Annotated in this window: 20 protein-coding genes; 6 read left to right on the top strand and 14 right to left on the bottom strand. The window is 54.1% G+C overall.

What is annotated here, in order from left to right; all coding sequences use genetic code 11:
- The 7 genes from ADICEAN_RS03100 to ADICEAN_RS03070 form a co-directional block, all read right to left on the bottom strand.
- The coding region (locus ADICEAN_RS03100) for an anti-sigma factor (protein ID WP_161622655.1) at positions 1-600 on the bottom strand (600 nt) is incomplete at its 3' end.
- Between the two features lie 89 nt (positions 601-689).
- Positions 690-1,262: an RNA polymerase sigma factor gene (locus ADICEAN_RS03095; RefSeq protein WP_009194066.1), complete on the bottom strand. Its 573-nt coding sequence runs from the start codon at positions 1,260-1,262 to the stop codon at positions 690-692.
- Positions 1,263-1,321: 59 nt separating this feature from the next.
- On the bottom strand, positions 1,322-1,855 hold the full coding sequence (locus ADICEAN_RS03090) for a GNAT family N-acetyltransferase (protein WP_009194065.1): 534 nt from the start codon (positions 1,853-1,855) through the stop codon (positions 1,322-1,324).
- A gap of 63 nt (positions 1,856-1,918) precedes the next feature.
- Positions 1,919-2,500 carry a helix-turn-helix domain-containing protein gene (locus ADICEAN_RS20870; protein ID WP_161622654.1) on the bottom strand — a complete coding sequence of 194 codons (582 nt, stop codon included), beginning with the start codon at positions 2,498-2,500 and terminating at the stop codon, positions 1,919-1,921.
- Between the two features lie 217 nt (positions 2,501-2,717).
- Positions 2,718-4,904 (bottom strand): S46 family peptidase, encoded by a 2,187-nt coding sequence (locus ADICEAN_RS03080; protein WP_009194063.1) that lies wholly within the window; start codon positions 4,902-4,904, stop codon positions 2,718-2,720.
- A 147-nt stretch (positions 4,905-5,051) separates the two neighbouring features.
- Complete coding sequence (locus ADICEAN_RS03075; protein WP_009194062.1) at positions 5,052-5,456, bottom strand: hypothetical protein; 405 nt, start codon at positions 5,454-5,456, stop codon at positions 5,052-5,054.
- Between the two features lie 278 nt (positions 5,457-5,734).
- Positions 5,735-6,448: a BatD family protein gene (locus ADICEAN_RS03070; RefSeq protein WP_009194061.1), complete on the bottom strand. Its 714-nt coding sequence runs from the start codon at positions 6,446-6,448 to the stop codon at positions 5,735-5,737.
- A gap of 458 nt (positions 6,449-6,906) precedes the next feature.
- Between ADICEAN_RS03070 and ADICEAN_RS03065 the strand changes: the two genes are divergently transcribed.
- Positions 6,907-7,398: a hypothetical protein gene (locus tag ADICEAN_RS03065; RefSeq protein WP_009194060.1), complete on the top strand. Its 492-nt coding sequence runs from the start codon at positions 6,907-6,909 to the stop codon at positions 7,396-7,398.
- Positions 7,399-7,406: 8 nt separating this feature from the next.
- Complete coding sequence (locus ADICEAN_RS21680) at positions 7,407-9,662, top strand: T9SS type A sorting domain-containing protein (protein ID WP_009194059.1); 2,256 nt, start codon at positions 7,407-7,409, stop codon at positions 9,660-9,662.
- Positions 9,663-10,012: 350 nt separating this feature from the next.
- Here the strand turns inward: ADICEAN_RS21680 and ileS are convergent, their stop codons facing one another.
- The 6 genes from ileS to ADICEAN_RS03030 form a co-directional block, all read right to left on the bottom strand.
- Positions 10,013-13,330: an isoleucine--tRNA ligase gene (gene ileS / locus ADICEAN_RS03055; RefSeq protein WP_009194058.1), complete on the bottom strand. Its 3,318-nt coding sequence runs from the start codon at positions 13,328-13,330 to the stop codon at positions 10,013-10,015.
- A gap of 88 nt (positions 13,331-13,418) precedes the next feature.
- Positions 13,419-14,513 carry a PAS domain-containing sensor histidine kinase gene (locus tag ADICEAN_RS03050; RefSeq protein ID WP_009194057.1) on the bottom strand — a complete coding sequence of 365 codons (1,095 nt, stop codon included), beginning with the start codon at positions 14,511-14,513 and terminating at the stop codon, positions 13,419-13,421.
- Positions 14,514-14,751: 238 nt separating this feature from the next.
- Complete coding sequence (locus tag ADICEAN_RS03045) at positions 14,752-17,181, bottom strand: efflux RND transporter permease subunit (RefSeq protein WP_009194056.1); 2,430 nt, start codon at positions 17,179-17,181, stop codon at positions 14,752-14,754.
- 74 nt (positions 17,182-17,255) lie between these two features.
- Positions 17,256-18,596, bottom strand: a complete 1,341-nt coding sequence (locus tag ADICEAN_RS03040; protein WP_009194055.1) for a deoxyguanosinetriphosphate triphosphohydrolase — start codon at positions 18,594-18,596, stop codon at positions 17,256-17,258.
- Between the two features lie 120 nt (positions 18,597-18,716).
- Complete coding sequence (locus tag ADICEAN_RS03035; protein WP_236612854.1) at positions 18,717-19,553, bottom strand: zinc-dependent peptidase; 837 nt, start codon at positions 19,551-19,553, stop codon at positions 18,717-18,719.
- A 574-nt stretch (positions 19,554-20,127) separates the two neighbouring features.
- The gene (locus ADICEAN_RS03030; RefSeq protein ID WP_009194053.1) at positions 20,128-21,612 is read right to left on the bottom strand and encodes a glycine--tRNA ligase; all 1,485 of its coding nucleotides are present in this window, start codon (positions 21,610-21,612) and stop codon (positions 20,128-20,130) included.
- 260 nt (positions 21,613-21,872) lie between these two features.
- On the opposite strand from ADICEAN_RS03030, the gene ADICEAN_RS03025 reads away from it, so the two are divergent.
- The gene (locus ADICEAN_RS03025) at positions 21,873-22,394 is read left to right on the top strand and encodes a hypothetical protein (RefSeq protein WP_009194052.1); all 522 of its coding nucleotides are present in this window, start codon (positions 21,873-21,875) and stop codon (positions 22,392-22,394) included.
- Positions 22,364-22,948 carry a hypothetical protein gene (locus tag ADICEAN_RS03020; RefSeq protein ID WP_009194051.1) on the top strand — a complete coding sequence of 195 codons (585 nt, stop codon included), beginning with the start codon at positions 22,364-22,366 and terminating at the stop codon, positions 22,946-22,948. Before ADICEAN_RS03025 ends, ADICEAN_RS03020 begins: the two co-directional genes overlap by 31 nt.
- Positions 22,949-22,951: 3 nt before the next feature.
- Here the strand turns inward: ADICEAN_RS03020 and ADICEAN_RS03015 are convergent, their stop codons facing one another.
- Positions 22,952-24,244, bottom strand: a complete 1,293-nt coding sequence (locus ADICEAN_RS03015) for a cation:proton antiporter (RefSeq protein ID WP_009194050.1) — start codon at positions 24,242-24,244, stop codon at positions 22,952-22,954.
- Between the two features lie 442 nt (positions 24,245-24,686).
- On the opposite strand from ADICEAN_RS03015, the gene ADICEAN_RS03010 reads away from it, so the two are divergent.
- Together ADICEAN_RS03010 and ADICEAN_RS03005 are read left to right on the top strand one after the other, a co-directional pair.
- Positions 24,687-25,526 (top strand): universal stress protein, encoded by an 840-nt coding sequence (locus tag ADICEAN_RS03010; RefSeq protein WP_009194049.1) that lies wholly within the window; start codon positions 24,687-24,689, stop codon positions 25,524-25,526.
- 83 nt (positions 25,527-25,609) lie between these two features.
- The gene (locus ADICEAN_RS03005) at positions 25,610-26,428 is read left to right on the top strand and encodes a DUF547 domain-containing protein (RefSeq protein ID WP_009194048.1); all 819 of its coding nucleotides are present in this window, start codon (positions 25,610-25,612) and stop codon (positions 26,426-26,428) included.
- Positions 26,429-26,598: the final 170 nt, after the last annotated feature.

Genomic DNA, 26,598 nt, shown 5'->3' with positions numbered 1-26,598 from the left:
GTCAAAAACACCGGCATCTACCGGCTTGCCATCCACAATGGCCCATAGCTGGTACTGCTTGCCGGCCGGGGCCTTGGGCAGGCTGCCGGCATTCAGGTATACGGTGGCAGTGGACGGATTCCAGTACACAACGGCCCGGGCATTGGGCGCCGGGGATAATCCCTTCATGGGTACGGTGCGGTAGCCGGGGTCGGTAAGCACCGCCAGCGATTGCTGCAGGCGCGCACTGCTATTCTCCAGGGTGCGTACGTTTTGGGCCAACACACTGTTTTGAGCCTGCATGCTGGCCAGGCGCTCTTCGGTTTCCTGCCAGCGATTCCAGAAGTAGAGGGCGGCCAGTGAAGATAACAGGGCCAGGCCAATGCTGGCGGCTATCAGCCAGTGAGAGCCAGTTCTGGCTGCACTGGCAGGCTGCAGGGGCCTTACAGGCGTCTCGGTAGCGGGAGTATTTGCTTGGGAAGAAGGGGATGGGGCAATACGGGCAAGCACCTGATTGCGCAGGCCGGGCCGGGGGGCTACCGCTGCGGCACGGGCTATTGCCTCCAGGCTTTCCTCAATCTGGCGCAGCTCCTGCGCTACTTCGGGATAGCGCGCAGCCATCTCCTCCACCTGTTGGGCTTCTGCAGCAGAAAGCTCCCCCAGCACGTAGGATTCAAGGACCCCAGACGATATGTAGGCGTGTATATCCACTATTTCCCGACAAGTTTTCGTAGTTGTATCATGGCCAGGCGCTGCCGTGTTTTTACTGTGCCCAGGGGGATTCCCCATTCTTTTGCCACTTCAGACTGGGTATAGCCCTGCAGGTACAACAGGCGGATGATCAGTTGCTGATCTTCGCTAAGCTTCTCCAGCAGGCGCTCCAGGCCAATGCTGTCCACAGACTGCTCGCTATAGTACTGATGGTCGATGCTACGTACGTTGTCGGATACGGCATCGGTTTTGATATCGCGCTTTATTTCACGGCTGCGCAGTTTGTCAATGGCCAGGTTGCGGGCCACATTGAACATCCAGGTAAACAGCCGCCCCTTGCCGGCATCGTACTGGGGCATGGCATTCCAGATCTTCAAAAACGCATCCTGCAGTACTTCTTCGGCTATATCCTCTTTTTTAACGATGCGCAGCACTACTCCATATAAGGCCCCCGAATAATGGTCATAGAGGTAGCCCAGGGCATCGGTGTCCTGCGCCTTCAGGCGGCTTACAAGCGTTGCTTCGTCGATATGGGGGGTGGCCGGTTTCAATACATGAGTGTGCTCTGCCAAATTAGGCGAAAGAATCGGGAATTAAAAGAAGAAGCACACTGCAACCTACCGCTGTGCTGCTAATCGGTTGCCAGCCGGGCAAGCACATCCAGGCTGATGAACCGTCCACCCTTGATCTCGCAGTCCCGCAGGCATCCCTCATGCCGGAAGCCTGCCTTTAGCAGACATTGTTTGCTTGCTCTATTTTCACTTTCCACCAGGGCCTCGATCCGGTGTAGCCCCATTTGGTTAAATCCATGCGTAAGCACAGGGGGTAGGGCTTCCGATACGACTCCCCGCCGCCAGTAGTCGGGCAGCAGCCAGAAGCCCAGCTCGGCCTTGCGGTGCTCCCGGCTCAGGTTGTTGTAGCCAATGGCCCCCCAAAACGCGCCATCTTTGGCCGAGCAGATAGCCCACCAGACGCCTGTACCCCCTTCTTCCAGCTCCCGGAACCATTGCATCTGGGCCTGGGTATCTTCCAGCGTCTTATAGCTGACCCCATAATAGCGGATCACCTCCGGATGGGACAGGCCCTGGAACACCAGTTGTACATCTTCCGGCCTGAACTGGCGCAACTGCAGGCGAGGGGTGGAAAGAAGGGGGAAGAGGGACATTGGTTTGATGAAGGATGGGGTAAGTGTATGGGGGATAACACCTGGCCAGTTAAGACTGAGTGCTTATAAAGGACTTTCCTTCTCCTTTTTCCGCCAGACTACCAGCAACATACTGGTACTAAAGGCGGTCAGGAAGGCCATGTAGAGCAGGGCTTCAAAGCCGGTTTCGGGAAAGGTAGGTGCCTGTGCTACAAAAGCAAGGGCCAGCAGCGGGGTAATCAGGGCAAAGCCCAGAGTGAGTATTCCCCTTCTTGCCTGCGGCCATAGCCTTAGCAGAATCAGCGTAACAAGGGCACTCAGGCCAGCAAAGCCCAGCAGCGCTTCAAAACCAGTCTCCGGGTAGGGTGACTGGGCGGCAAAGGCGAGGCCCAGTAGAACAACCAGCAGGCTAAGGCCAAGGGACAGAATAATCTTTTTTGAAATGGAGTGAACGGAGGGCTGCACTTCTTCCGGAGAGGTAGTAAGCAGGTGCTGTAGCGGAATGTCAAGGCAGCGGGCAAGTTCCTTTAACGTATGGGTTCGGGGTTCTACCTCGCCGCCTTCTATTCGCTGAATGGAGCGCAGGCTGATCCGGGTCTGATCGGCTACTTCCTGTTGGGTAAACCCTTTTGCCTGGCGCGCTTCTTTTACGAGTTGTGCAATCATGGTATTTCTGGTTTTGCTTTTCATAAAAGTACTGCTTAGGGCAAAGAAAGGCTGGGTGATCCGGCTGCCATTGCTGCGACATTTGTACGCCAGAGGGTGTATGGGGCGATTTACGGCTTTCCGGAGAAAGATGCAACATTGACGGAGCCCGGGCCCGGGTACAAAAAAAGCACCCCCCTTGCGGAAGGCGCTTTTGAGCAGCGGAAGGGGATAGGGGTTAATGTACCCCCATTACCTCGCCCCCTATTTCAACCGTAGTGTTGGCATCCACCAGGGTCATCTCCTCTACCAGGTGGGTGGCGCCGGCAAATTTGTCGATGATCAGCAGCACATAGCGGATGTCTACGGCAATGTTGCGGCAGATCTCGGGGCTGTACTTCACATCGCTCATGGTGCTCTCCCAGCTGCGGTCAAAGTTTAGGCCGATCAGGCGGCCCTTTGCATCAATCACCGGGCTGCCGGAATTGCCGCCGGTAGTATGATTAGAGGCCACAAAGCATACCGGCATGTAATCTTCTGTAGCATAGGGGCCATAATCCTTGGTGCGGTAAATCTCCTTGAGACGCTCGGGCACAATGAACTCCTCATTAGAAGGGTCTTCTTTTTCCATAATGCCCTCCAGGGTGGTGTAAGGCAGGTACTGCACCCCATCCTGCGGGGTATAGCCGCCCACCTTGCCATAGGCTACGCGCAGGGTGCTGTTGGCATCGGGATAAAAGAGCTTGTCCTGCTGCATCTGGCGCAGGCCGGCCACATAGCGGCGGTAGAGCAGTTCCAGTTCCGGATCGGTGGCGGCATATACGGGCGCAATCTGTTTCTCAAATACCTCCTGTATGGCCCCGTACAGGACAAAGCCCGGATCTTTGCGCAGGCGGGCGGCTGTCTTTTTAGGATCGTAGGTGCTTAGCTGCTCCTGCATTTTCTGGCGGGAGGCCAGCACGGACTGGCTGTAAAGCTTATCGGCATAGGTGCGGATGCCGGCTTCGGTAGTGGGCAGCTTGCGGATGGGCTCGGGCTGAAACTGCTGCGGCACCTGCTGTTTGTAGAGCAGCAGCATGTGCACAAACACATCTTTATCGGCAGCGGCATTGTAATCTTTGAAATGCCGCTCCAGGGCTGTTGTAAAGCGGTTGTTGCCCGCGCTTAGTTCGGCGGCTGGCAGGGAGCCACTGGCCAGGGCATTAAAGGTGCCAGCCAGCTTGATGAGCTCCACGCCCAGCAGGGCTTCGCGGTGGTAGTTGTTGGCCAGGTCTACACGCTCCTGCTGCTGGTAGAGCTCGGCAAAGCGGGCCAGCAGCTTGCCGTACTGCTCGTTGCGCTGGGGATCTTGCGCTGCCCATTGCTGAAAGGCCTGCTCCTGTGCCCTTTTCTCCTCCAGGGTGTTAAGCTGCTTGAGGCCCCGGTTTTCACCGATCCATTTTTTCCAGTAGTTGGCAACGCTGGCATATTTGCTGGCGTACTGGATGCGCACGGTGTCGTTGGCCTTCATGTGGCGGTCCAGGATCTCCAGCCGCTTGTCGCGGATGTCAATACGGTGCGGGTTGGTCTGCTCCATCAGGATCTTAACGGCATGCGAGGTCAGGTACTGCTGCGTGCGGCCGGGAAAGCCAAAGACCATGGTGAAATCACCTTCCTGCACCCCCTCCAGCGATACGGGCAGGTGGTGCTTGGGCTTCAGGGGCTTGTTGTTGGGCGAGTATTTGGCAGGCTTGCCATCGGGGCCGGCATACACACGGAAAAGCGAGAAATCACCCGTATGGCGGGGCCACATCCAGTTGTCGGTATCGCCGCCAAATTTGCCGATGCTGCTGGGCGGGGTGCCTACAAGGCGCACATCGTCATAGGTTTCAGTAACGAACATATAGTATTCGTTGCCATAGAAAAAGGGCTTGATCAGGGCCTTGTAGTGGGTGCCCTGGGTAGCCTGCTGGCTGATCTGGCGAATGCGCTCACTTACCTGTTTTTCGCGCTCGGTCTCTGACAACTTGGGGTCCAGGCCCTGCAGTACCTGTTCGGTCACATCTTCCATGCGCACAATAAAGGTCACAAACAGGCTGGGGTTGGGCTTTTCTTCTTCTTTGGTGCGGGCCCAGAAGCCGTTGGTCAGCAGATCGTCCTGCACCGAGCTGTGGCTCTGAATGGCACCATAGCCGCAGTGGTGGTTGGTCAGGATCAGGCCCTGGTCAGAAATAAGCTCGCCGGTGCAGAAGCCGCCAAAGGAAACAATGGCATCTTTGAGGCTGCTTTGGTTTACGCTGTAGATCTCCTCAGCGGTGAGTTTCATGCCATGCGCCTGCATATCGTCCTGCAGGGCTTTGAGCATCAGGGGGAGCCACATGCCCTCGGCAGCCCACAAGGCGGGGCTCAGGCAGAGGGCCAGTAGCAGGGTGAATATCCTCTTCATGGTGTATAAATTAGAGTTAGACTGAATTTCAGCCCCTAATTTACACTATAAAGAGGAGAAAATGGTAGTCTGGCTGGCGGCGAAACCACCCCTTAGGAGGTAAGATGCCCCTACCTGTCCCTAGAGGCCAGGTTAGGGATGGCTACTTCAGTGGGAAGCCCTAAGGCCATTTTGGTCAAGTGTATAGCTTGCTCTGCCAGCTATAAAGCTAAGCTCAGTCCAGGCTACCCCTTTGATGCCTGTCAGGATTACCTTATTGCCCTTTTTTTGATAGGTAATTAAAAAGTCGGAGCTGCTGGCTTCATCCGGATTCTTTGCCAGATCCAGCATTCCAACCTGATTTAGGGTGACGGTTCTGTTGGAAGAAAAGGCAAGGTTTGTAAAGGCGCATCCTTCCGCACAGCGAATGGTTATGCGGTCTTTATCAACGTTCAGCTCCCATGTAAATTCGGCGGTTTTCGCTCCGGTTTCCTGGGCATGGAGGGAGGGCGAAAGGGCCAGCAATAGGAGTAGGAGAAGGGATTTTGTGAAAAGGTAGGGCTTGGTTTTCATGGTGGTGTATGTTTGGTTTGAGTAAGCATCAAATCTGACAGGCCTTAAAGACAGTATTGTCCCAAGCATAAGATTATGTGTTAAAATCATTGCCAATTATATTCGTTTGGCAGTCGCTCGCCTCCGGGCGAGTGACGATTATCTATAGGCCTCGGGCCAATAAAGATATTTCTTATCATAACCCTTACGGCCAGAGGCCTAACGAATAAAAGTCACTCGGCTACGCACCCCGGCCCGGAGGCGAGCGACTGCAGAAATTGTCAGAAATGGCCGTTAACTCACCGCAGCACCAGCATGGGCAGCTCTATATTAGCCGGCAGGTTCTGGAAATGCTCGGGCTGTAGCTGCAGGCTGCCTGCAAAGGCTTCTTCTTTTTCGATGCGATAGATTTGCAGGGAGTAGCCTATGGAGGCCTTCCCTGTTTTATCAGTGCTTTCGGCGGCGGTGGTGCTATGCCTTCTGTTTAGGTTAATACCCGCTGCTGGTTGCTGTCTCAGGCTGGCAAAGGCTTTTTCGAAGTCATGATGCATTCCCTGCTCAAACTCCGATGGGGTCATGGGAGTAGTCTGCAGGTTGGGGATCATCTGCTCCAGGATCAGGAAGTCTTCTCCGCCAAACTGAACCTGCCGTAGCCATATGCCCTCCTCTTTAGCCAGAGGTTCTATCACCTCAATGGTTAGCTGATTGCTGGTATGGGTGACGCCATTAAAGGTAAAGCTGTAGGGGCCCAGCGTATACTGACCAGCCCTGGTGGCCGTAAAGGTACGGCTGTAGTGCTTGTGAGTGAAAGGGGGCTGGCTAACTTCCAAAGAAGCCTGTTGCTGCAGCTGCTGGCTCATCTGCTCGTTGAAAAAGTCCATGCTGAAGCTTACCGTAAAGGACTCGCCCACCCGGGGCTGGGGGTTGCTGATCTGCAGCGTCAGGTTCTGGGCTAAGGCCGGAAGGCTAAAGGCCAGGAAGAGAAAGGGGAGAAGGGATCGGGGGGCAGGCATGGCAAAAATGTGGTTAGGTTGGCCAATAAAGAGCTGTTTTAAAAAGGTAGGAAATCTTGGCTTATAACAAAACAAAAAGCTGGAAGTTTAGAACCCTCTCGCTTTTTCATTCCCTCAATCTTTCCCCTCGTTGGTGTTTTCACCAACACTTCCGTAGTGGTAGTGGGGCACTGTTAGCTGGAGCCTGCAGGCTAAAAAAAACTCTCCTATTAAAATAATATGAAGAAATAAGAAAGTAGGATACTGAAATTATATAGCCAGGTTAATTCAGTATGACCATCACGGTGCAATAGGTGAAAAATGTTCCATGTCTTTTGTTTATAACAATGTTCCTATACCTTAGGGCTAAAGTAGCAAGAGGGATTTGACTGAAAGAGTGATTTTGTCTATATCTTTCGCTGAACTACTGGTCTGCTCGTTTCACCATATCAGACAAGCTGATTCACAAAACAAACACTATGAAAAACATCCTTCTCCTCTTTATCCTCAGCGCTAGCTCGTGCCTTTTTAGCTGCGAGAGCGGACCTTTCGGCAGTCGCTGTAATAGTGATGATTACAGGCTTTATGAAAGGCCCCTATTATTTGAAATTTTAAGTAACCAAGACGGAAGAAATCTTCTTCACTACTCCAGTAAGTATCATTATGATTTTACCATACTTAATGATCAGGGCGAGGAAGTTCGAAATTTCCTAAGCCAAGCAGGCCGTGCACAATTTGAACCCCTGCGAGCTAAAGACTATGATCTTAGTAATATTAACATAAGGCAATATTACCTCTACTTTGGCAATGACAATATAGATACACTACGAATGGAGTTCTATCTGAAGGAAGGCAAGTGTGATTTTCATGAGTATCGGGATTTGCAGATCTTTTATAACAAAGAGCTTTATGTGACCTACTCTGGTGAGAAAATTCCATATCTAACTTTCTATACCACGATTCCCAAATAACCCAAAACATGAAAATCCTACCTATTTTGCTTACAGGCTTACTCTGCCTGTATAGCCAGATTTCTATTGCCCAAACAGAGGAGTGTACAACACCAGATGTATCGGAACAAGAATACGAGAGCATTCCCTGGTACGGCAATCCAGGTTACCTGGATAATATGTATGACAGCCTTTATGCAATTTATGAAGGTTCTCCTAATACAAGAATTCTAGAAAGTGATGTGAGGGAGCCTTGGCTTAGGGTTCCTATTCAATTCTGGATGCATGTGGATGACAACGGTAATCCCGGATTGAACACAAATCCCTTGCCTGATGAACAAGAGATTAAATTTGCAATGGATCATTTAAACAATACCTTCTGGCAAAGTGGAGTGAATATTCAATTCTATTATTGCATAGATCCAGTACGTGACACTGATGCAATTGCAGTCGATGATTGGCAGAAATTAAGCGTTGCTAATGCGAATAGAAGGCCGGGATTTGTGAATATTCATATTGTTAATGAAGGAGGAAATCAGTTCAGTCCAGTTTATAACGGTATCTTTATAGATAGAGAAAGATTCCTTTTTGACGGAGGGGCATCAACATTGACTCATGAAGTAGGCCATTACTTCGGCTTATTTCATACCCACTGGGGCTATAACCTACCATGTAGGCGAGAGCCGGTAAGCAGAGGATATGTATTTAGACCGCTCTGTGGTACTAACGCATATTTGGGAAGTACCTGTGACGTAACAGGTGATTTACTATGTGATACTCCGGCTGACCCAAGGATGACCGGCCAATATGACTTAGCAACTTGTAGCTATACCGGAACAGAAACTGATTTTTATGGAGCAAGGTATAGCCCGGATGTTTTTAATGTAATGGCTTATGGCAATGGAAATGGATTGAATAGCAATAATGAAAGTTGCAGATCTAATTTTACCCCAGGCCAGAGAAACGTAATGTATCAAAAAGCTTTTCATGGCAGATCAAACGAAATTTCACAAGGACAATGGAATCCAAATGCCAATAACGGATTCGATAGGTTTGAACCTGACAACTCTGATATAGAAGCATCTCCTATAGAACTTAATATTCCTCAAACACATTCCTTTCACACCAATTTTTGCCCAGATTCAGAAGATTGGATTCGCGTCACCATACCTACGGATGGTAGCTCAGATAAATATTTACTAACAGTAGGGGATATAAGCGGATTTAACAATCCAGTGCAACTGATAGAAGTATACAATGTAGTCCCAACCGGCAATCCACAGGTTTTCAGAGCTGCGCCCAATCCAATAGCATCCCAAACTAGCAATTCAGGAACAATCGATATGCCTTGCAATGTGTTCCAACCAGGGAACAACTATTTAGTCAGAATTACAAATGGAGGGACAGCCCTAGGCAGATATCAGGTAACCTTTGGCACTCAACCCTCACAGGTTAGTGGTCCAAGTTTGGTTTGCACATCAAATGCCACCTTTAGTGTTTCTAATTTAGCACCAGGTGTAAGTGTAGAATGGACTAAAAGCGGCAATCTGGACTACATATCTGGTCAAGGCACAAGTAATTATGTGGTAGCTGCAGCCTCAGGCGTTAATGGTCCGGGTTGGGTGCAGGCTGACGTAACAGGGCCTTGCGGGGGACCTATTTCTTACCGGCATAATGTATGGGTTGGACAGCCAACCGCTAGCCTGGAGGTGATTACTACTGATTGTATAAAGCCCCGGCATAAGTGGACACTCCCACAGCTGGCAGGGGCTACCTATACCTGGAGCATAAACACAAGCAATTTATACCTGTTAGGATCAGGAAACTCGGTAGAAGTAATTAATACCGGCGGTGTTAACCATAATTCAAGCCAACCCTATACAATCACCAATACCATAAGGCGAGACAGGTTTTGCTCCCAAACAAGCAGTACAACAACTACCTTCCATCAGCCCGATGAGTGTTACTGCGGCATCAGGACCACGGGCTGTTCGCCCAATCCTTGTACTGGCAGTAACTGTTGGGAACCAATGAGTGTATTCCCTAACCCTGCCGATGGGGAGTTCAATATTGAGATAAATGAGACTACCCTCAAGGTTAAGGATGGGTTGGATACAGCCGTCGACATTTACCTTTATAATAACTCAAATGAATTGGTGTATTCTAAAAAGGATGTTAGAAAAAAATTAACCATCCCGGTAAGGACGTTACCAAATGGTATCTACCACCTACATCTTGTACACGCTACTGGCACCCAGGTGGTTCATGTGATAATCCAGCACTAATGCCGGCCACTTAATCATGGGGCACCCCGAATTTTAATTTGGCGATGATCTTAATTAAAAGGCCTCAGAAGTAGCTCTGAGGTCTTTTTTATTCTCTGGAGACATTATTATTAGGGAGCGGAGCAGAAGAATCGGTCGGCAGCAACCGTCACCGAGGTCCAGCCATGCCTCTCAGCAAAGACAGACTGTAGAGATAAAAAAGCAAGCTCTAGAATATTATCTAGAGCTTGTTTTTTTATCTAGTGAGCCATTTCTAAAATTCGGGATGAATTATCTTTTTGTTTATGATGAAACATCAAGATTCTACAGGATTCATGTCTTTTTTGGTTTAAATTCCTGCAAACAGCGCTTTACACCTGCTCTACCTGCACCCGTAGCTGCACATCGTCCATTTCCAGCAGGGTGCCCTCGGGCAGCTGGTCGGTGAACTGGAGCTGCAGGGCCTGGGTTTCGGTGCAGATGTACTCCCGGTTGGCTTCCAGGGCGGCATTCACCAGGGTTTCGCCACGGGCTACGGTAATGCTGATCTTGTCCTGTACGTCCAGCCCCATATCCTTGCGCAGGTTCTGCAGGCGGTTTACCAGGTCCCGGGCTATGCCTTCCTGCCGCAGCTCGTCGGAGATCTGCATGTCCAGGGCCACGGTGATGTCTTCTTCCGAGGCCACTGACCAGCCGGGAATGTCCTGGGAGGTGATCAGCACATCTTCCAGCGTCAGGTTAATGGGGCCGCCAGGCAGCTCCAGGGTATATACCCCTTCCCGCTCCAGTCTTGCAATATCGGCCTGCTCGAACTTGGCTACGGCGCCTGTGATCTCCTTCATGCGCGGACCATACGTCTTGCCCAGGCGGGGCAGGTTGGGCTTGATCTGCTTCACCAGCACGCCGGAGGCATCGTCGATGTACTCAATGCTTTTTACATTCACCTCATTCAGGATCAGGTCTTCCACGGCCGAGATCATCTCCCGCTGGTGCTGGTTGAGGATGGGGATGAGGATGCGGCTCAGGGGCTGGCGCACCTTGATCTTCTCTTTCTTGCGCAGCGAGTGCACCAGCGAAGAGATGATCTGGGCATCGTGCATGCGCTCTTCCAGATCCAGATCAATGCGGCCCTGGTCGGCTTTGGGGAATAGCGCCAGGTGCACACTCTCCTGCTGCTGGCGGCCGCTTACCCCATTGAGGTTGCGGTAGAGCAGCTCGGCATAGAAGGGGGCAATGGGGGCCGACAGGCGGGCAATCACCTCCAGACAGTCGTAGAGGGTCTGGTAGGCGGCCTGTTTGTCCTGTGTATAATCGCCGCGCCAGAAACGCTTGCGGTTCAGGCGCACGTACCAGTTGCTCAGGTCATCGACGGTAAAGTCGGAGATGGCCCGGGCGGCTTTGGTCGGCTCGTAGTCGTTGTAGGCGCGCTCTACGTCTGCGATCAGGCTGTTGAGGCGGCTGATGATCCAGCGGTCGCTTTCGGTGCGCTGCTCCAGGGGCACTTCGCCTTCCTGGTAGCGGAAGCCATCCAGGTTGGCATAGAGGGCAAAGAAGTTGTAGGTGTTGTGCAGGGTGCCGAAAAAGCGGCGCTGCACTTCTACAATGCCCTCCAGATCAAACTTGAGGTTGTCCCAGGGGTTGGCGTTGGCGATCATGTACCAGCGGGTGGCGTCGGGACCGTACTGGGCCAGGGTTTTGAAGGGGTCGATGGCATTGCCCAGGCGCTTGCTCATCTTATTCCCATTCTTGTCCAGCACCAGGCCGTTGGCGATCACATTTTTGAAGGCCACATCATCGAAGAGCATCACCGCCAGGGCATGCAGCGTAAAGAACCAGCCGCGGGTCTGGTCTACCCCCTCGGCGATAAAGTCGGCGGGGAAGTTTTCCTTTAATACATCCTGGGCCTCAAACGGCCAGTGCCACTGGGCATAGGGCATGGCGCCGGAATCGAACCAAACGTCGATCAGGTCGGCCTCCCGCGTCATTTTTTTGCCACTGTCACTTACCAGATACACCTCGTCCACAAAGGGGCGGTGCGGATCGAAATCGCCCTCGATGGGCTTCTGGTCGATGCCGGCGGCAATGGCTTTGGCTACTTCGGCCTTTAGCTCGGCCAGCGAGCCGATGCATTTTTCTTCTTTCTTGTCTTCGGTGCGCCAGATGGGCAGGGGGGTGCCCCAGTAGCGGCTGCGGCTCAGGTTCCAGTCTACCAGGTTTTCCAGCCAGTTGCCAAAGCGGCCGATGCCGGTGCTTTCGGGCTTCCAGTTGATGGTGCGGTTCAGGCGCACCAGCTGCTCTTTGTAGGCGGTGGTTTTGATGAACCAGCTCTCCAGGGGGTAGTAAAGAATAGGCTTATCGGTGCGCCAGCAATGGGGGTAGCTGTGCTCGTACTTTTCTACCTTAAAGGCCTTGCCCTCTTCCTTTAGTTTGATGGAGATGTAGACGTCGGTCGACTTAAAGTCGGGAGCATTTCGCACCTCATCTGCATAAAATTCTTCCTTCACATAGCGGCCGGCCAAATCGCCCATTTCCTTTACAAAGCGGCCCTGCTTGTCGACGGCGGGCATGGGGTTGCCGTCCTCATCTTTTACAAATACGCCGGGTACCCCATTGGCGACGCTGACGCGGTAGTCATCGGCACCGAAGGCCTGGGCCAAGTGCACAATGCCGGTACCATCTTCGGTGGTCACAAAATCGCCTTCCAGCACCGTTAGGGCCGGTGCGGCCAGGGGGATGTAGGGCATCAGCTGCTCGTAGGAGGTGCCTACCAGCTGGCTTCCCTTTAGTTCGTCCAGCACCTGCCAGGGAATCAGTTTGTCTCCCTCTTTGTACTCCTCCAGCGCTATCTCCTTTGCTTTCTCATTAAAATAAGCAGGCAGGCGATCTTTGGCCAGGATCACATTGATGGGCTGGTAGGTATAGGGGTTATAGGTGGCTACTTTTACGTAGGTAATGTTCTTGCCCACGGCCAGCGAGTTGTTGGAGGGCAGTGTCCAGGGGGTGGTGGTCCAGGCCATGAGGTAGTCCCGCTCCGTACCCTTTACCTTAAACAGGGCCGTAGCCGATACGTCCTTTACATTGCGGTAGCAGCCGGGCTGGTTCAGCTCGTGCGAGCTCAGGCCGGTACCGGCACCGGGCGAGTAGGGCTGGATGGTATACCCCTTGTAGAGCAGGCCCTTGTCGTAGAGCTTTTTGAGCAGGTGCCAGAGGCTTTCGATGTACTGGGGCTCAAAGGTGATGTAGGGCTTGTCCAGGTCTACCCAATAACCCATTTTCTGGGTCAGCTCGTCCCACTGGTCCTTGAATTTCATCACCGCTTCCCGACACTTGCGGTTGTATTCCTCTACGGAGATTTTCTTGCCGATATCTTCCTTGGTGATGCCCAGCTCTTTTTCTACCTGCAGCTCTACGGGCAGGCCATGGGTATCCCAGCCGCCTTTGCGCTTTACCTGAAAGCCCTGCATGGTTTTGTAGCGGCAGAAAATGTCTTTTACCGTACGGGCCATGACGTGGTGAATGCCCGGCGTACCATTGGCCGAAGGGGGGCCTTCGAAAAAGGTGAAGGTGGGGGCACCTTCCCGCTCGCTTACCGAGCGTTCAAACACCTCTTTTTCTTTCCAGAAAGTAAGGACCTGCTCGGCGATGTCGGCATAATTGATGCCTTTGTATTCAGGATATTTTTGAGCCATGGCTGCAAATCGTCTAAAGAAGATGCAAATATAGGCAAATCCCCTGGTTTTGGTAGGCGAATGAGCAGGCGCACAGGCAAATGTAGGGCTAGTTGTGCTGCGGGTTGGGCATGGGCAGGGTAATGATAAAGGTAGTGCCTTTTTCCTGCTGGCTTTCTACGGCCAGCTGCCCCCTGTGCAGCTGCAGGATCTGCTGGCAGATGAGCAGGCCCAGTCCGGTCGATTTTTCGCCTTTCAGGCCGGTGCGCTTGGCAGCAGAGGGGTTCTTCAGCAGTTGCTGCAGCTTTTCTTCAGGGATGCCAATGCCGGTATCGCGCAGGCGCAGCTCTATGTGGTCATGTGCTTTGGTATAGCCCGTGGTAAAGGTGATGCTGCCCCCTTCGGGTGTGTATTTGATGGCGTTGTTGAGCAGGTTGCCCAGCGCCTGGCGCAGGAGTACCTGGTCTACCTCGGCTTCTACGGCAAAATCGGGCTGCTCAAAGTGCACCTCCAGCGCATGGCGCTGCAGCAGCGCATCAAACTGCAGGCTGGTTTCGCGCACCAGCTGCCGCATGTCGTGCAGCCGCATCTCGGGGTGCAGGCTGCGCTCCTGCAGGCGGGAGAGGTGCATGAGCCGCTGAATGAGCCCATCGGACTGCTTGCCGATGGTAAGCAGCACATCCAGGTAGCGCTTGTGCTTTTGCTGCTCTTCTGGGCTCATTTCCTTGCGCAGCAGGTCGGTGATGATCTGGATCTGGTGAAAGGGGGCCCGCAGGTCGTGGGTAAGGATGTTGATGATGTTGTCTTTGCTGTTGGCGCTTTCCTTTAGCATCCTCAGGCGGTTTTTGCGCTCGGTGATGTCGGTAATATGGCCTACCAGCAGTCGCACTTCTTCTCCATTTTCCTCTACCGGATAGGTTTTGACCTCCAGCCAGTCGATCTGCTCTACGGTTTCGTTGGTTCTGAGCTCTACACGGGAGATATAGTTATTCTCCTCATGAAGGTCCCTGAAAAACTGCTCAAGCCTGGGCTGGTCTTCGGGATGAATGTACTGATGGAACCGGCTGGCATCTGAATCGCTGTTGCGCCCCTTTTCGGCCATCTCAAAGAATTTTTCACTGACGTAGACGATCCGTTGGCTGGGCAGCTCATACACAAAGAAGAAAATGGGAACATTGGCGGCGATAATTTCAGGATAGTTCATGTTTGGCTGAAACAAGTAGTAAAAAGGGGGTAAAAAGGGGCTTGCGGCCCTGTACAAAAAAATAAGCCAACAAAAAGGATGGGCTGTTTTTTTGGAGCCACAGGGTGCCCCTACATCGGCGCGGCAGCCGGTGGGCAACAGCGCATTTCTGACGATGATTGCAGGTAGTTGAACGGTGCATAGGCGTATCTCCCAGATGAAGGGGCGCCTATCTGTTACGAAGCAGGCAAGGGAGAGGTTATTGGCCGGAAGAAGGTTTGTTCTGATCCAGCGGCTCTTTTCTCAGCTGTTTGAGGTCTATTTCCTCATCTTCACTCTCTACATAAAACTCATCGTAGTGCTCAATGAGGGCCTGCTGGTCCCGCTCATATTTGCCGCTATCAAAGGCCAGCAGCAGCGAGGGCAGCAGCAGCAGGTTGGTAAGCATGGCCAGCAGCAGGGTAATGGAGGTGAGCATGCCCAGGGCCACGGTGCCGCCAAATTCGGAGAACACAAAGATCACAAAGCCAAAAAAGAGCACAATGGAGGTGTAGATCATGCTGGAGCCGGTTTCGCGCAGGCTAAGGCTAATGGCCTTGGCCACAAAAAACTTCTGGTTGAAGAGCTCCTGCCGGTACTTGGCCAGAAAGTGAATGGAGTCGTCTACGGAAATGCCAAAGGCAATGCTGAAGATAAGCGCGGTGCTGGGTTTAAGGGGAATGCCCAAAAAGCCCATCAGGCCCGCCGTTACAATCAGCGGCACCATGTTGGGCACCAGCGAGATGAGGATCATGCGGCCATTGCGGAAGAGCAGCGCCATTACCAGGGCAATAATCACAATGGCAATGAGCAGGCTGCTGCGCAGGTTCTGGATCAGGTACTGGTTGCCCTTGATAAAGAGCAGGGTGGTGCCCGTTACCTGCACCCCTACCCCCAGGCTATCGGGAAACAGCTGCCGGATCTGGGGCAGTATGCGCAGGTTTACCAGTGTATCCATGTGCTGGGAGCCCACATCGGCCACTTTTAGCGACAGGCGCATCTTTTGGCCGGTAGAGTCCATGAAGGAGCTTGAAAGGCGGCCGATATCGGAATTATTCTGCAGGTAGGGCAGCAGAAAGCTGCGCTCCCGGCTGCTGGGTAGCTCATAAAAGGCCGGGCTGCCTTTGTAGAACGCCTGCCGGCTGGCCTTCAGAAAGTTGATGATGGAGATAGGAGGGCTAAGCTCGGGCTGGCTGGCCAGGTACTGCTGCAGGGAGTCTACCTGGCCCAGGGTGCGCAGGTTCATGATGCCGCGGGGCCGGCCCGTATCCACCACAATCTCCATGGGCATTACTCCGCCAAAGTTTTGCTCAAAGAAGTACAGGTCCTGTTTCAGATCACTTTCTTCAGGAATATCATCTACCATGTAGGCGATGGTCTGCACCTGCCATACCCCCAGCAGCGATACCAGCACCACCCCTATGGTCACCAGCATAATGCGGTAGCGGTGGCGGTGCACCAGCACATCAAAAAGGGTGAGGATGCGGTCCAGGCGGCGGCTCTCCAGGTGGCGCAGGTGCCGGGCCGAAGGAGGAGGCAGGTAAGAGAAAATGGCCGGGATCAGGATCAGGCTCACCACAAATGTGGCCAGAATGTTCAGGCCGGCCACAATGCCAAACTCCTTCAGGATGCGGATATCGGTGGAGAGCAGCACCAGAAAGCCAATGGCCGTAGTAAAATTGGTAATGAGCGTTACAAACCCTATGCGGCGAATGATGTGCGAAAGCGACTTTTGCTGATGGCCCGTTTTGGCAAACTCCTGGTGGTACTTGTTGAGCAGGTAAATGCAGTTGGGAATGCCGATGACTACGATAATGGGGGGAATAAGGCCCGTCAGCAGGGTGATCTTAAAGCCAAACAGCACCAGGGTGCCCAGCGACCAGACGATCATCACCCCAATGACCACCATGGGAAACACCACGGCCTTTACCGAACGGAAAAATGCAAAGAGGATAAGGGCCGTTACCACCACCGACAGCACCAGAAAGAGCTTGAGCTCCTGCTGCACCTTGCCCGTCATGACCGCCCGTACAAAGGGTACCCCGGCATAGTGCAGTTTGATGCCGGTCTTCTCTTCAAAGGGCTCGGTCACCATCAGCAAATCATCCATCAGGCGCTGGCGGTCGGGCGAGCCAATAACGCTCATGTCTACCGTAAGCACCATAAGGGTGGCGCCATTGGCCGGGTTGATCAGCTGGCGGCTGTAGATCTTCTGGTCCAGGGCCAGCTGCAGCAGGCTGTCCAGTTCGGCCTGGCTCTCGGGGGCACCGGTAAAAATGGGCTCCGGCTCAAAGGTGCGCAGCGAGTCGTTGCGCACCAGGCGGGGCATGACGGGTAGCGACAATACCCCCTCTACTCCGCGGATTTTTTGCAGCTCCAGGCTCATGTAGCGGTAGCGGGCAAAATTCTGGGGGGTATACAGGCTGCTGTCCTGCAGGCCAATCACCAGCACATTGCCATCCTCGCCAAACTCCTGCTTGAATTCGGAGAGAAAGAGCATCTCCGGATCATTGGGCGGCACTACCTGGGCAAAATCGTAGCTGAGCTCCAGTTTGGGGATCTGTACAGCAAAGAAGGCCGTAACCAGTGCTACGGCCAGCAGCAGATTCAGTCGGTAACGGAGTATGAACTGAGCAAGAAAATCGAACATGCTCTCTGGAGGCTCTTCTTTAATAAATCCATCCCGGCGGGTTATTGGCAGGCCAGAAAGGGGGGTGTACTACACTAGAGGACCGGCAGGGCGCTACCCTTTATTTTCCGGTACAGGCTTACGGCATGGCGGTCGGTGAGGCCCGATACAAAATCGAGGCAGTCCATCACCAGCTCATACACAGAAACCCCTGGCTGCGAGCGGTATGACTCAGGCAATAGCAACAGGGCAGAGCGGTGCCGGGCCGAAAACTTTTCGGGCGCAAATTGCTGATAAAAACCGGCTTTTACAAATGCCTCCAGCAGGCCGGCCAGTACCTCAAAGCCGGCAATTTCAGTTTCCAGCACGGGTTGGGAGCGGTAAATCTTTTCCACCGAGCGCTTTTTTATAGCAGAAAGCACCTGCCGGCTGGGCACCAGATCGCAGAGGGCCTCTTCAAAGCGCCCCTGCAGCATGGCCTGCTCATTCTCCAGAAATACGGCTGTGGCCTGATCAATGAGGGTGCCAATGGCCAGCGAGCGCAGCACGCCCAGCTGCTCATCGCGGCCGCGGATCTGCTGCAGCTTTTCGGGCTTGTAGCGCTCCTGCAGAATCTGGGCCATAAAGTCGCGGGTTTCCTCAAAGGAGATCAGCCCCATGCGGCAGCCATCTTCCAGGTCAATGAGGTGGTAGCAGATATCATCGGCGGCCTCTACCAGAAAGGCCAGGGGATGGCGCTGCCAGGCCGCTTCTTCGCCCGGCAGGCGGGGCAGGCCGGTAGCCTCGGCCAGGGCAGCAAAGGTTTCCCGCTCGCTCTGAAAGAATCCGTATTTTTTCTGACTCACCTTGCTTTTGTCGCGCTGCTCCAGCAGCGACTGGCAGGGGTATTTGCTAAAGGCCGCCAGGGTGGCGTAGGTAAGGCGCAGGCCTGTATTGGCCGCTTTGTTGAGGATGCGAAAGCCCTGGGCATTGCCCTCAAAAGAGATAAGGTCCTGCCACTGGGCCGGGCTGCAGTGTTCCCGCAGCAGGGCTTCTATTTCCGGAGATTTGAAGAATTCGGAGATGGCTGCCTCGCCACAGTGGCCAAAGGGAGGGTTGCCGATATCGTGCGTAAGGGCAGCGGCGGCCACCACGGCCCCAAAATCAAACTGGCTGATGCCGGCCTGCTCCAACTCGGGATGGCGCTGCACCAGCACCTCGCCCACGCGCTTGCCCAGCGAGCGGCCCACCGAGCTTACCTCCAGGCTGTGGGTAAGGCGGGTGTGCACAAAATCTTCCTTGGGCAAGGGAAAGACCTGTGTTTTATCCTGCAGGCGGCGAAAGGGGTGGGAGAAGATGATGCGGTCAAAATCCTGCTCAAAAGCCGAGCGGGTGGCTGTGGGGTCGGCCGGTTTGCCATCGGCGCGCTGAGCAGAGAGCAGCTGTATCCAGGTCATGTAGGGTATGGGTACTGAGTAGTAAGTAGTGAGACAGGGGGCTGGCAGCAAGCAGGCAGCCATCAGCCACAGACTAGCAACTGGCAAGATACGTAATTTGCAGCTACCACACTCAACCCATCACTCCTTTACAACCAACAGGGGGTCCTGGTTGAGCAACAGGCTGAGGGTGCGGTAGAGGTGGGGCAGCTCCTGCCAGAACTGCTGGGGGCGCTCAAAGAAGTTCTCTACGGCAATGGCAAAGAACTCCTCATCGTCCAGGGCAGCGTACTGGCGAAAGAAGTGGCTCTGGCCTTCCCCAATCTTCTGCCGCTCCAGCTGGCTCTCATCGGTCCACTGTTTCAGAATGTGGGGTTTCAGGAAGCTGTGCTCGTCATTGCGCACTACATTTTCCAGCCGCAGGGCGTGGGCCATTTCGTGCAGGCCCAGGTTGAGCGAATCGCCGGGATCGGCCAGGCCCTCCACAAAGGCCTTCCAGGAAAGCACAATAATGCCGTACCAGGGATTGACCTCTCCCTTGTGGTAGCGCTTGCTGATGGTAGAATAGTAATTATCAGGATAAACCAGAATGGTTTTGAAATGGCGCAGGTATACATTGGGCAGGCCAAAGGTAAGCTGCACGGCCGAGGCGGCAATGAGTACTTTCATTTCGGCGGTTACCTGCGGCATGTTGCGCGGCACAAAGCGCTTGAGGTTGATGAACTGCTGCACCCGCTTTTCAAAGCGTTTCTGGTTGTAGGGGCTCAGCTGCTGGTAGTAGAGCGAGTGCTGCTGCAGCAGCCGGCGGTAAGCCGGTTTCAGGGGCAGTACGGCCGGGGCATCCTGGCGGGAAAGCACCCAGGCCATAAAGGAGATACCCCCTACCGCCAGCAACAGCAGAATACCCACACCGGTGGGGCCTGCAGAGAAAAGCTGCAGGACTGTATCCAGAAGCGGTGGAGAGGGGGCTGTAGTCAAGGCCTGTTTTTTTCTATAACGTACGGGAATTGCCTGCCGGAGGTGCTTTTTTTGCCTGTCTATTTACAGCCGGCGTCCGGAAGGGCCGGTCTGCTCTCCGGCAATGGGCTGGCGGCTGTAGTGTAGCACCTCTCGCAGCAGGCAGAGGGCCTAGCCTGTATGATAGGTAGTCACTCAAAGAGCGAAGATGCAACAGCCCCGGGGGCGAAGCAAGCAGGTGTAAGAAAATCAGCCGGAAAGGCAGCAGCGGGGAGTAAACAAAAACATGAATCATCCCGAATTTCTAAAAATAAGCAAAACGGTTTCAAATGGCTGTTTTAGTAGCCTGAAAGCGTAAACAAGCGCCATCCTCTCGAGGCTACGCGCCCCGCCATCAGGAGAGATCCTGGAAAAGACAGCTCTTGACTGGAGGCTTTCCAAGATTTCTCCCGCTGGCGGGGCGCGTAGCCTCGAAATGACTGCCAACCTTACTAAAAAGGCCTCAGAATAAATCCTGAGGCCTTTTTAGTAATCATCCTGATCAAAATTAAATGGGATGATTCATGTTTGGAATGATTTCGGCAGCCTGCCGCCCTTACAGATTCTTGAAGATATTTGCCGCCGATACTTCCCGGCCAATCTCTTCCCGCAGGGCCGAAATGGGCACCCGCTTTTGCTCCATGGTATCGCGGTAGCGGATGGTTACGGTATCGTTTTCCATAGTATCATAATCTACGGCAATGCAGAAGGGGGTACCAATCTGGTCCTGGCGGGCGTAGCGCTTGCCAATGGACTGCTGCTCTTCATAGATCAGGTTAAAATCGTGGCGCAGCTCGTTGTAGATAGCCATGGCTTTTTCGGCCAGGCCATCTTTTTTCACCAGTGGGAAAATAGCGGCTTTTACCGGGGCCAGGGCCGGGTGCAGCTTCAGGTAGGTGCGGCTCTTCTGCTCCTCGCCCTCGCCGGTGGTTTCTTCCCGATAGGCACTGCAGAGCAGCATCAGAAACAGGCGGTCGGCGCCAATGGAAGTTTCCACCACATAGGGGATGTAGTTGCCATAAGGCTTTCCGTTCTCGTCCAGTTCCGGATCGAAGTACTGCTGCTTTTTGCGGCTCAGCTCCTGGTGGCTGCGCAGGTCAAAATCGGTGCGGCTGTGGATACCTTCTACTTCCTTAAAGCCAAAGGGAAATTTGAATTCAATATCCAGGGCCGCATTGGCATAGTGGGCCAGCTTTTCGTGGGGGTGAATGCGCAGGCTCTCGGCCGGAATGCCCAGCGCCTTGTGCCAGCGCAGGCGGGTTTCGCGCCACTGCTCGTACCAGTCCATTTCGGTGCCGGGGCGCACAAAGAACTGCATTTCCATCTGTTCAAACTCCCGCATGCGGAAGATGAACTGCCGGGCTACAATCTCGTTACGGAATGCCTTGCCGATCTGGGCAATACCAAAAGGCACTTTCATGCGGGCCGTTTTCTGCACGTTCAGGAAGTTCACAAAAATGCCCTGGGCGGTTTCGGGCCGCAGGTAGATCTTGGATGCATCTTCGGCCACAGAACCTACCTCGGTTGAGAACATGAGGTTAAACTGGCGCACCTCGGTCCAGTTGGTGGTGCCGCTCAGAGGGCAGCTAATGCCCTCGCGCACGATCAGCTCCCGCAGCTCAGTGAGGTTTTCGGCTTCCAGCAGCTGGTTCATTTCCGTTACCAGGGCCTGGGCTTTCTCGGGCTTGCCTTCGGCTTCCAGACGGGCGGCCCAGTCTTCTATGAGGGTATCGGCCCGGTAGCGTTTTTTGGAGTCTTTATTATCGATCATGGGATCGTTAAAGCTATCCACGTGGCCGGAGGCCTTCCAGGTAAGGGGGTGCATGAAAATGGCCGCATCCAGGCCCACCACATTGGCATGGAGGCGGGTCATGCTCTGCCACCAGATGTCCTTCAGGTTCTTTTTGAGCTCGGCGCCATAGGGGCCATAGTCGTATACGGCCTGCAGGCCATCGTATATTTCGCTAGAGGGGTATACAAACCCATACTCCTTTGCATGCGATACAATCTTCTTAAAGAGGTCTTTGTCGTCGGTTGCCATAGGGGCAAAGGTAATACTTTTTAGGTGTTGGCGAGTAGCTGTGCCCTATTTTGCTGTAAAGGAAATAGGGAAAGAGTGAAGTGTGCAGCAATACAGTATCCCTGCCGTCAGATACCTACTCCGGCAACACAGCCAACGCAAGAGCTGCTCTGGCTCCACACAGCGGATCTAAAGGGTACCACCTGCTGCCGTGGTATAGGGCAACTGTTCATATTTAATCTCCGTAGTACTTTAGCATCAGGACCAGATCCCATTTTTTAATGAAGTACATTTTTTTGCCAACGCTCTGCCTGATCGGCTCACTTGTGCTGGGCAGCGGCCAACCTTCCTGGGTGGGGGCTACCCGGCAGGTAGAGAACCCCCGCCAGGGTCCCGAAGTGCAGGATGGCGAAACGGGCCAGACCGTTACCCTGGCTGCCGGCACGCATTATGCCCGCAGCCGGGCCCATCGTTTTCTGTGGGGCGATAAGTATCGGGACGAGTGGGCCACGCCGGTAGAGCTGCCGGTCTTTAACCTGCAGGCAGGTGGCTATACCATCCTGAAAAAGGGCGGTGGCCGCCAGACTCATAACCTGCGTGTGGCCGATGAGGCGGGAAATGAATACGTGCTTCGCTCTATTGATAAAGATCCGGCGGCCAACCTGCCCCGGGCCCTGCGGCCCATAGGCCTGGGGGCTATGGTTAAGGACCAGAACTCATCGGCCCACCCGTATGCTGCGCTTACCCTGCCCCCCCATGGCCGAGGCGCTGGGTGTTTACCATACCAGGGGATGCCGCCATAGAGCAGGGGGTGCGCCAGCTGCCCCCCGAAGTGTATGCACTGAACGGAGCCTGGATCGAGCACAGCCTGAAAGCCCGCCGCGATGCCCTTCCTGCAGAGGTAATGAACTACTACGAGGCTCTGGCCCGCAAGCCGGTCATTTACGGGACCGATAAGCACGAAAAATTTGTGGTGCGGGCCCGGGGAGTAGATCTGGAAATAGAAATGTGGCAGACCAGCAGCAAGGGAAAGGAAAAAGAGCTGCTGTTCAGCCGCCTGTTTCTGGCATCCGAGACCCGGGAAATAAATTTGCTGGGTCTGGCGGGCAGCGACTCCTTTGTGTTTGAGGGATCCGGGCGCTCTCCCATTCGCCTGCTGGTGCATGGCGGTGCCGATGAAGACCGCTATGAACTGAAAAAGGGGGATAAAGCACCCGCCCCCATCCGCATTTATGATACTCCTGCAGGCAATACCTTTAAAACGGGCAGGGGTATAAAGGTGAAAAAGAAGAAAACCCCTGCTCTTAAGAACTTTGATGCCAATGGCCGGCTGCTGGAATTCTACATCTGGGACTAAAGCCTACATATAGCCCCTGGTGGGCAGGGTAGGGTCTTTATCGGGTGGAATGATCTTTACAGGGGGGTTAAGAAAGAGCCGCATCAGCGGGCCACTGGTGATGCTGGTGATCAGGGCCATGATCACCAGGGCTACAAAAAAGCGCTCGTCAATAATCTTGTTCTCCAGTGCTATCAGGCCCAGAATGATTTCCATGGCCCCGCGGGCATTCATGCCAAAGCCTATGGCCAGCGACTCGCGCCTGCTGTAGCCGCCCAGGTAGGTACCCAGGCCGCTGCCCACAATCTTGCCCACAAAGGCCAGCACCAGTACCACCAGCACCAGCATCAGGTCAAAATTGGCTACAAAGTTTACCTTGAGGCCGATAGACACAAAAAAGATGGGGGCAAACACATTATTGACAAAGTGGTGCACAATTTCCTTGGCCCGTTCGGGCATATGCTCCGAATCGCCCAGGGCCACGCCCAGTATAAAGGCCCCAAAAATGGCATGAATGCCAATGAACTCAGTAAAGGCCGCCGCCAGAAAGCAAAAGCCCAGCGAGAGCGACAGCAGGCCGCCCGGCCAGGAAAAGCGGCGGTTGATCCAGGGCAGCACCCGGTTTATCACCCCCTTGCCGGCCGTAAGCATCAGGATGGTAAAGCCCAGGGTGAGCGCTATAGTAGTGCCCAGGCTCATACCCTCCCCTCCGCCGGTGCCAATCATGCTGATGATCACTGAAAAGATGAGCCAGCCCAGCAGATCGTTGATCATGGCCGAGGCCACAATGAGCATGCCCGTGCGGGTACGGAACAGGTTCATGTCCATTAAGATGCGGGCAATAACCGGCAGGGCTGTAATGGACATGGCGGTGCCTACAAAAAGGGCAAAAATGAGGGGGTCGGCCTCGGGCTCCCGCCCAAAGAAGGCCGGGAAATAGAAGGGGAAAATAAAACCCAGAATAAAGGGGATAATGAGCCCCAGCATGCTGGTATACACCGCCTGGCGTCCCTGCTGCCACACCAGGTTAAGCTCTACCTCCAGGCCGGCAATAAACAGCAGCAGGATAACGGCAATGTGTACAAACCCATCAAACACCAGGGCAGAGGCGCCTATGGGCGGAAAGAGCGTCTCAAACTGCAGCGGGGCCAGCATGCCAAATACGGTAGGCCCCAGCAGTATACCGGCCAGAATTTCGCCCACTACCGCCGGCTGTTTTAGCTTGCGGGCCAGCTCGGCCATGAGCCGGCCCGAAATAAGAATAATACTTAACTGCAGCAGTAGCTTAACAATTTCGCTATGTGATAAACTCTCCATCTGCAGGCAGGGGGCTTGGGCTAGGCATACGTAAGGAAATGGCCCCGGCGGTGGCTGGCGCACAGGCGCCACCCCTGCAGGTGGCAGCTCGGCAGGGAATACGTGGCGCTACTACGGGTCTGTTCCATAGGCAGGGGGTTATGCGGGCATAGCACGGCTGCTGAGGCAATGCCCTGTTGCCCCAGCAGAGGAAAAATAGAGTTCAGCTGCAGAGAGTGCCATGCCAGGCACGCATCGCTCCTGTCTTAATTGGTTAAGATAGTAAAAGTTCTTGCACAGAGTAGCCTGTAGGGCATAATTTGTAGGAGAAGTCAGGCGTTTTTGTTGCAGCTGACGTTTAAGAAGGTGGAGCGGTTCTTTCTTGTGTCTTTTCCCGTCTGCCGCTGCGTATTGTCAGAAAAAAAGCATTATTTTAAGCAGGTAGCCCAGGCTACTGAGTACCATGTTCCGTAAAATTGCCATTGCCATTGCATTTTCTCCCCGCCAGCAGGCGCTGCTTGCCGAAGGCCGCCGGTTACAACAGCTTTTTGGGGCCCAGCTACTACTGGTGCACGTGGGAGAGCGCACCCCTGATAAAGAAGCGGAGCTGCAGCGACAGCTGAGCGAGCTGGCCGTTGAGCCGCAAGGGGTATCGGTTTTTTGGGAGGAGGGCGATGCTGCACAGCAGATACTGGCCCTCAGCCGTGGGCAGGGGGTAGATCTGCTGCTGGCCGGCGCCCTTAAGAAAGAAAACCTGATCCGTTACTACATAGGATCGGTGGCCCGAAAAATTCTGCGGCAGGCAACTTTTCCGGTACTGATGCTCATAGAACCGCAGCGCACGCCCCGGCCCTTTAAGCGCATTGTGATCCATGCCGGCACCAAAGAGGGGGCTCCGGCCACCATAAAGGCCGGCTGCGGCATAGCCCGCCTGGAAGCAGCCCGGCAGGTACACATTGTAAAAGATGTGAAGATGTGGGGCCTTACCATGGCCCTGGCCGGCGAGGCACCCGAACATGAATATTCCGATACCCGACGCTCGCTGCTGCAGGACCAGATCGATCGGGTGCAACGCATGGTAGATCAGTGCGACGAATGCCGGGGCCTGCGCATCAATATAAAAGTAGCGGCAGGCAAATCGGGCTACGAGCTCTCAAAGTTTTCCCGCCAGGCCGAAGCCGATCTGCTGGTGACCGAAACGCCCCACCGAAACCTGAATATCTTTGACCGGATGTTCTCGCATGATCTGGAGTATCTGCTGGCCGATCTGCCCACCAACCTGCTACTGGTACCGCAGGAATAGGGGCTTTTGATTTTTTGCCTGTCCCGCCTGCTGCTGAAGAGTATACAGCATTTCTGTTTTTATTACGTTTTTATACCCCCTACATGCCAATGCTGCCCCAATACCGTTTTTTGTATGCCGGTCCTCACAGGGCCTCCTGGCTGGTTTACCTGCTCCTGTTTCTGCTGCAGGGCTGTAGCATGCCGGCCTGCGCGCAACTGCGGGTAGCCCAGGCGGGCAGTGCGGCGCCCAGCCATGCCGCCTGGGATGGGCTGCTGAAAAAATGGGTAGATGAACGGGGCATGGTTGATTACAAAGGCTTTGCCAGCGATCGGAAGGCGCTGCGGGCCTACCTGCAGCAGCTGGAAGCCAGCGCGCCTGACCCTGAGCGATGGAGCCGGGAGGAGCAACTAGCCTACTGGCTCAATGCCTACAATGCCTTTACCATTGAGCTTATCCTGCGCCACTACCCCCTTGAGAGCATCAAAGACATAAAGGCCGGTCCGCAAATTCCCTTTGTGAATACCCCCTGGGACATTAAGTTCATTCGCATAGGCGGTAGGGAGCTGGACCTGAACAACATAGAACACAACATTATCAGGCCCGGCTTTGAGGAGCCCCGCATTCATTTTGCGCTGGTATGCGCCGCCCGCTCCTGCCCTAAGCTGCGCAGAGAGGCCTATGTGGCCGATCGGCTGGAGGGGCAGCTGGCCGAGCAGGCCCGCAGCTTTTTGCTGGATCCGGACAAGAACATTGTTCGCAGCGATCGCCTGCAGCTCTCCAAACTGTTCGATTGGTATGGGGGTGATTTTACCAAAGGGCGCAGCCTGCAGGAGGCCATCCGGGAGTACAGCGGAGTACCGGTGAGCAAGGATGCCCCCATACGCTATCTGTACTACAACTGGCAGCTCAACGAACAGTAAGCCCCTGGCCTGTGTGCCAAAGGAGGTGGCGCCTTCTGATGTTCAGCGGGTATTTATGTACAAGTAGGTCCGATACATCCCTTAACCAACACGCATGTTTGCCGTATCCTACCCACAGAGCTATGTAGTACAAAATCAATTTTTATGCTCAGAGGACTTTTTAAACTTTA

This window comes from Cesiribacter andamanensis AMV16, assembly GCF_000348925.1.
Taxonomy (GTDB): Bacteria; Bacteroidota; Bacteroidia; order Cytophagales; family Cyclobacteriaceae; genus Cesiribacter; species Cesiribacter andamanensis.
The sequence above is the reverse complement of the archived record's forward strand: the minus strand, read 5'-3'. Positions and strand labels throughout refer to the sequence as shown.

What these genes read in the sequence shown, in the direction of transcription:
- ADICEAN_RS03090 (WP_009194065.1), bottom strand. Translation starts at nt 1,855, where the DNA reads ATGTCCCTCTTCCCCCTTCTTTCCACCCCTCGCCTGCAGTTGCGCCAG.
- ADICEAN_RS20870 (WP_161622654.1), bottom strand. Translation starts at nt 2,500, where the DNA reads ATGATTGCACAACTCGTAAAAGAAGCGCGCCAGGCAAAAGGGTTTACC.
- ADICEAN_RS03080 (WP_009194063.1), bottom strand. Translation starts at nt 4,904, where the DNA reads ATGAAGAGGATATTCACCCTGCTACTGGCCCTCTGCCTGAGCCCCGCC.
- ADICEAN_RS03075 (WP_009194062.1), bottom strand. Translation starts at nt 5,456, where the DNA reads ATGAAAACCAAGCCCTACCTTTTCACAAAATCCCTTCTCCTACTCCTA.
- ADICEAN_RS03070 (WP_009194061.1), bottom strand. Translation starts at nt 6,448, where the DNA reads ATGCCTGCCCCCCGATCCCTTCTCCCCTTTCTCTTCCTGGCCTTTAGC.
- ADICEAN_RS03065 (WP_009194060.1), top strand. Translation starts at nt 6,907, where the DNA reads ATGAAAAACATCCTTCTCCTCTTTATCCTCAGCGCTAGCTCGTGCCTT.
- ADICEAN_RS21680 (WP_009194059.1), top strand. Translation starts at nt 7,407, where the DNA reads ATGAAAATCCTACCTATTTTGCTTACAGGCTTACTCTGCCTGTATAGC.
- ileS (WP_009194058.1), bottom strand. Translation starts at nt 13,330, where the DNA reads ATGGCTCAAAAATATCCTGAATACAAAGGCATCAATTATGCCGACATC.
- ADICEAN_RS03050 (WP_009194057.1), bottom strand. Translation starts at nt 14,513, where the DNA reads ATGAACTATCCTGAAATTATCGCCGCCAATGTTCCCATTTTCTTCTTT.
- ADICEAN_RS03045 (WP_009194056.1), bottom strand. Translation starts at nt 17,181, where the DNA reads ATGTTCGATTTTCTTGCTCAGTTCATACTCCGTTACCGACTGAATCTG.
- ADICEAN_RS03040 (WP_009194055.1), bottom strand. Translation starts at nt 18,596, where the DNA reads ATGACCTGGATACAGCTGCTCTCTGCTCAGCGCGCCGATGGCAAACCG.
- ADICEAN_RS03030 (WP_009194053.1), bottom strand. Translation starts at nt 21,612, where the DNA reads ATGGCAACCGACGACAAAGACCTCTTTAAGAAGATTGTATCGCATGCA.
- ADICEAN_RS03025 (WP_009194052.1), top strand. Translation starts at nt 21,873, where the DNA reads ATGAAGTACATTTTTTTGCCAACGCTCTGCCTGATCGGCTCACTTGTG.
- ADICEAN_RS03015 (WP_009194050.1), bottom strand. Translation starts at nt 24,244, where the DNA reads ATGGAGAGTTTATCACATAGCGAAATTGTTAAGCTACTGCTGCAGTTA.
- ADICEAN_RS03010 (WP_009194049.1), top strand. Translation starts at nt 24,687, where the DNA reads ATGTTCCGTAAAATTGCCATTGCCATTGCATTTTCTCCCCGCCAGCAG.
- ADICEAN_RS03005 (WP_009194048.1), top strand. Translation starts at nt 25,610, where the DNA reads ATGCCAATGCTGCCCCAATACCGTTTTTTGTATGCCGGTCCTCACAGG.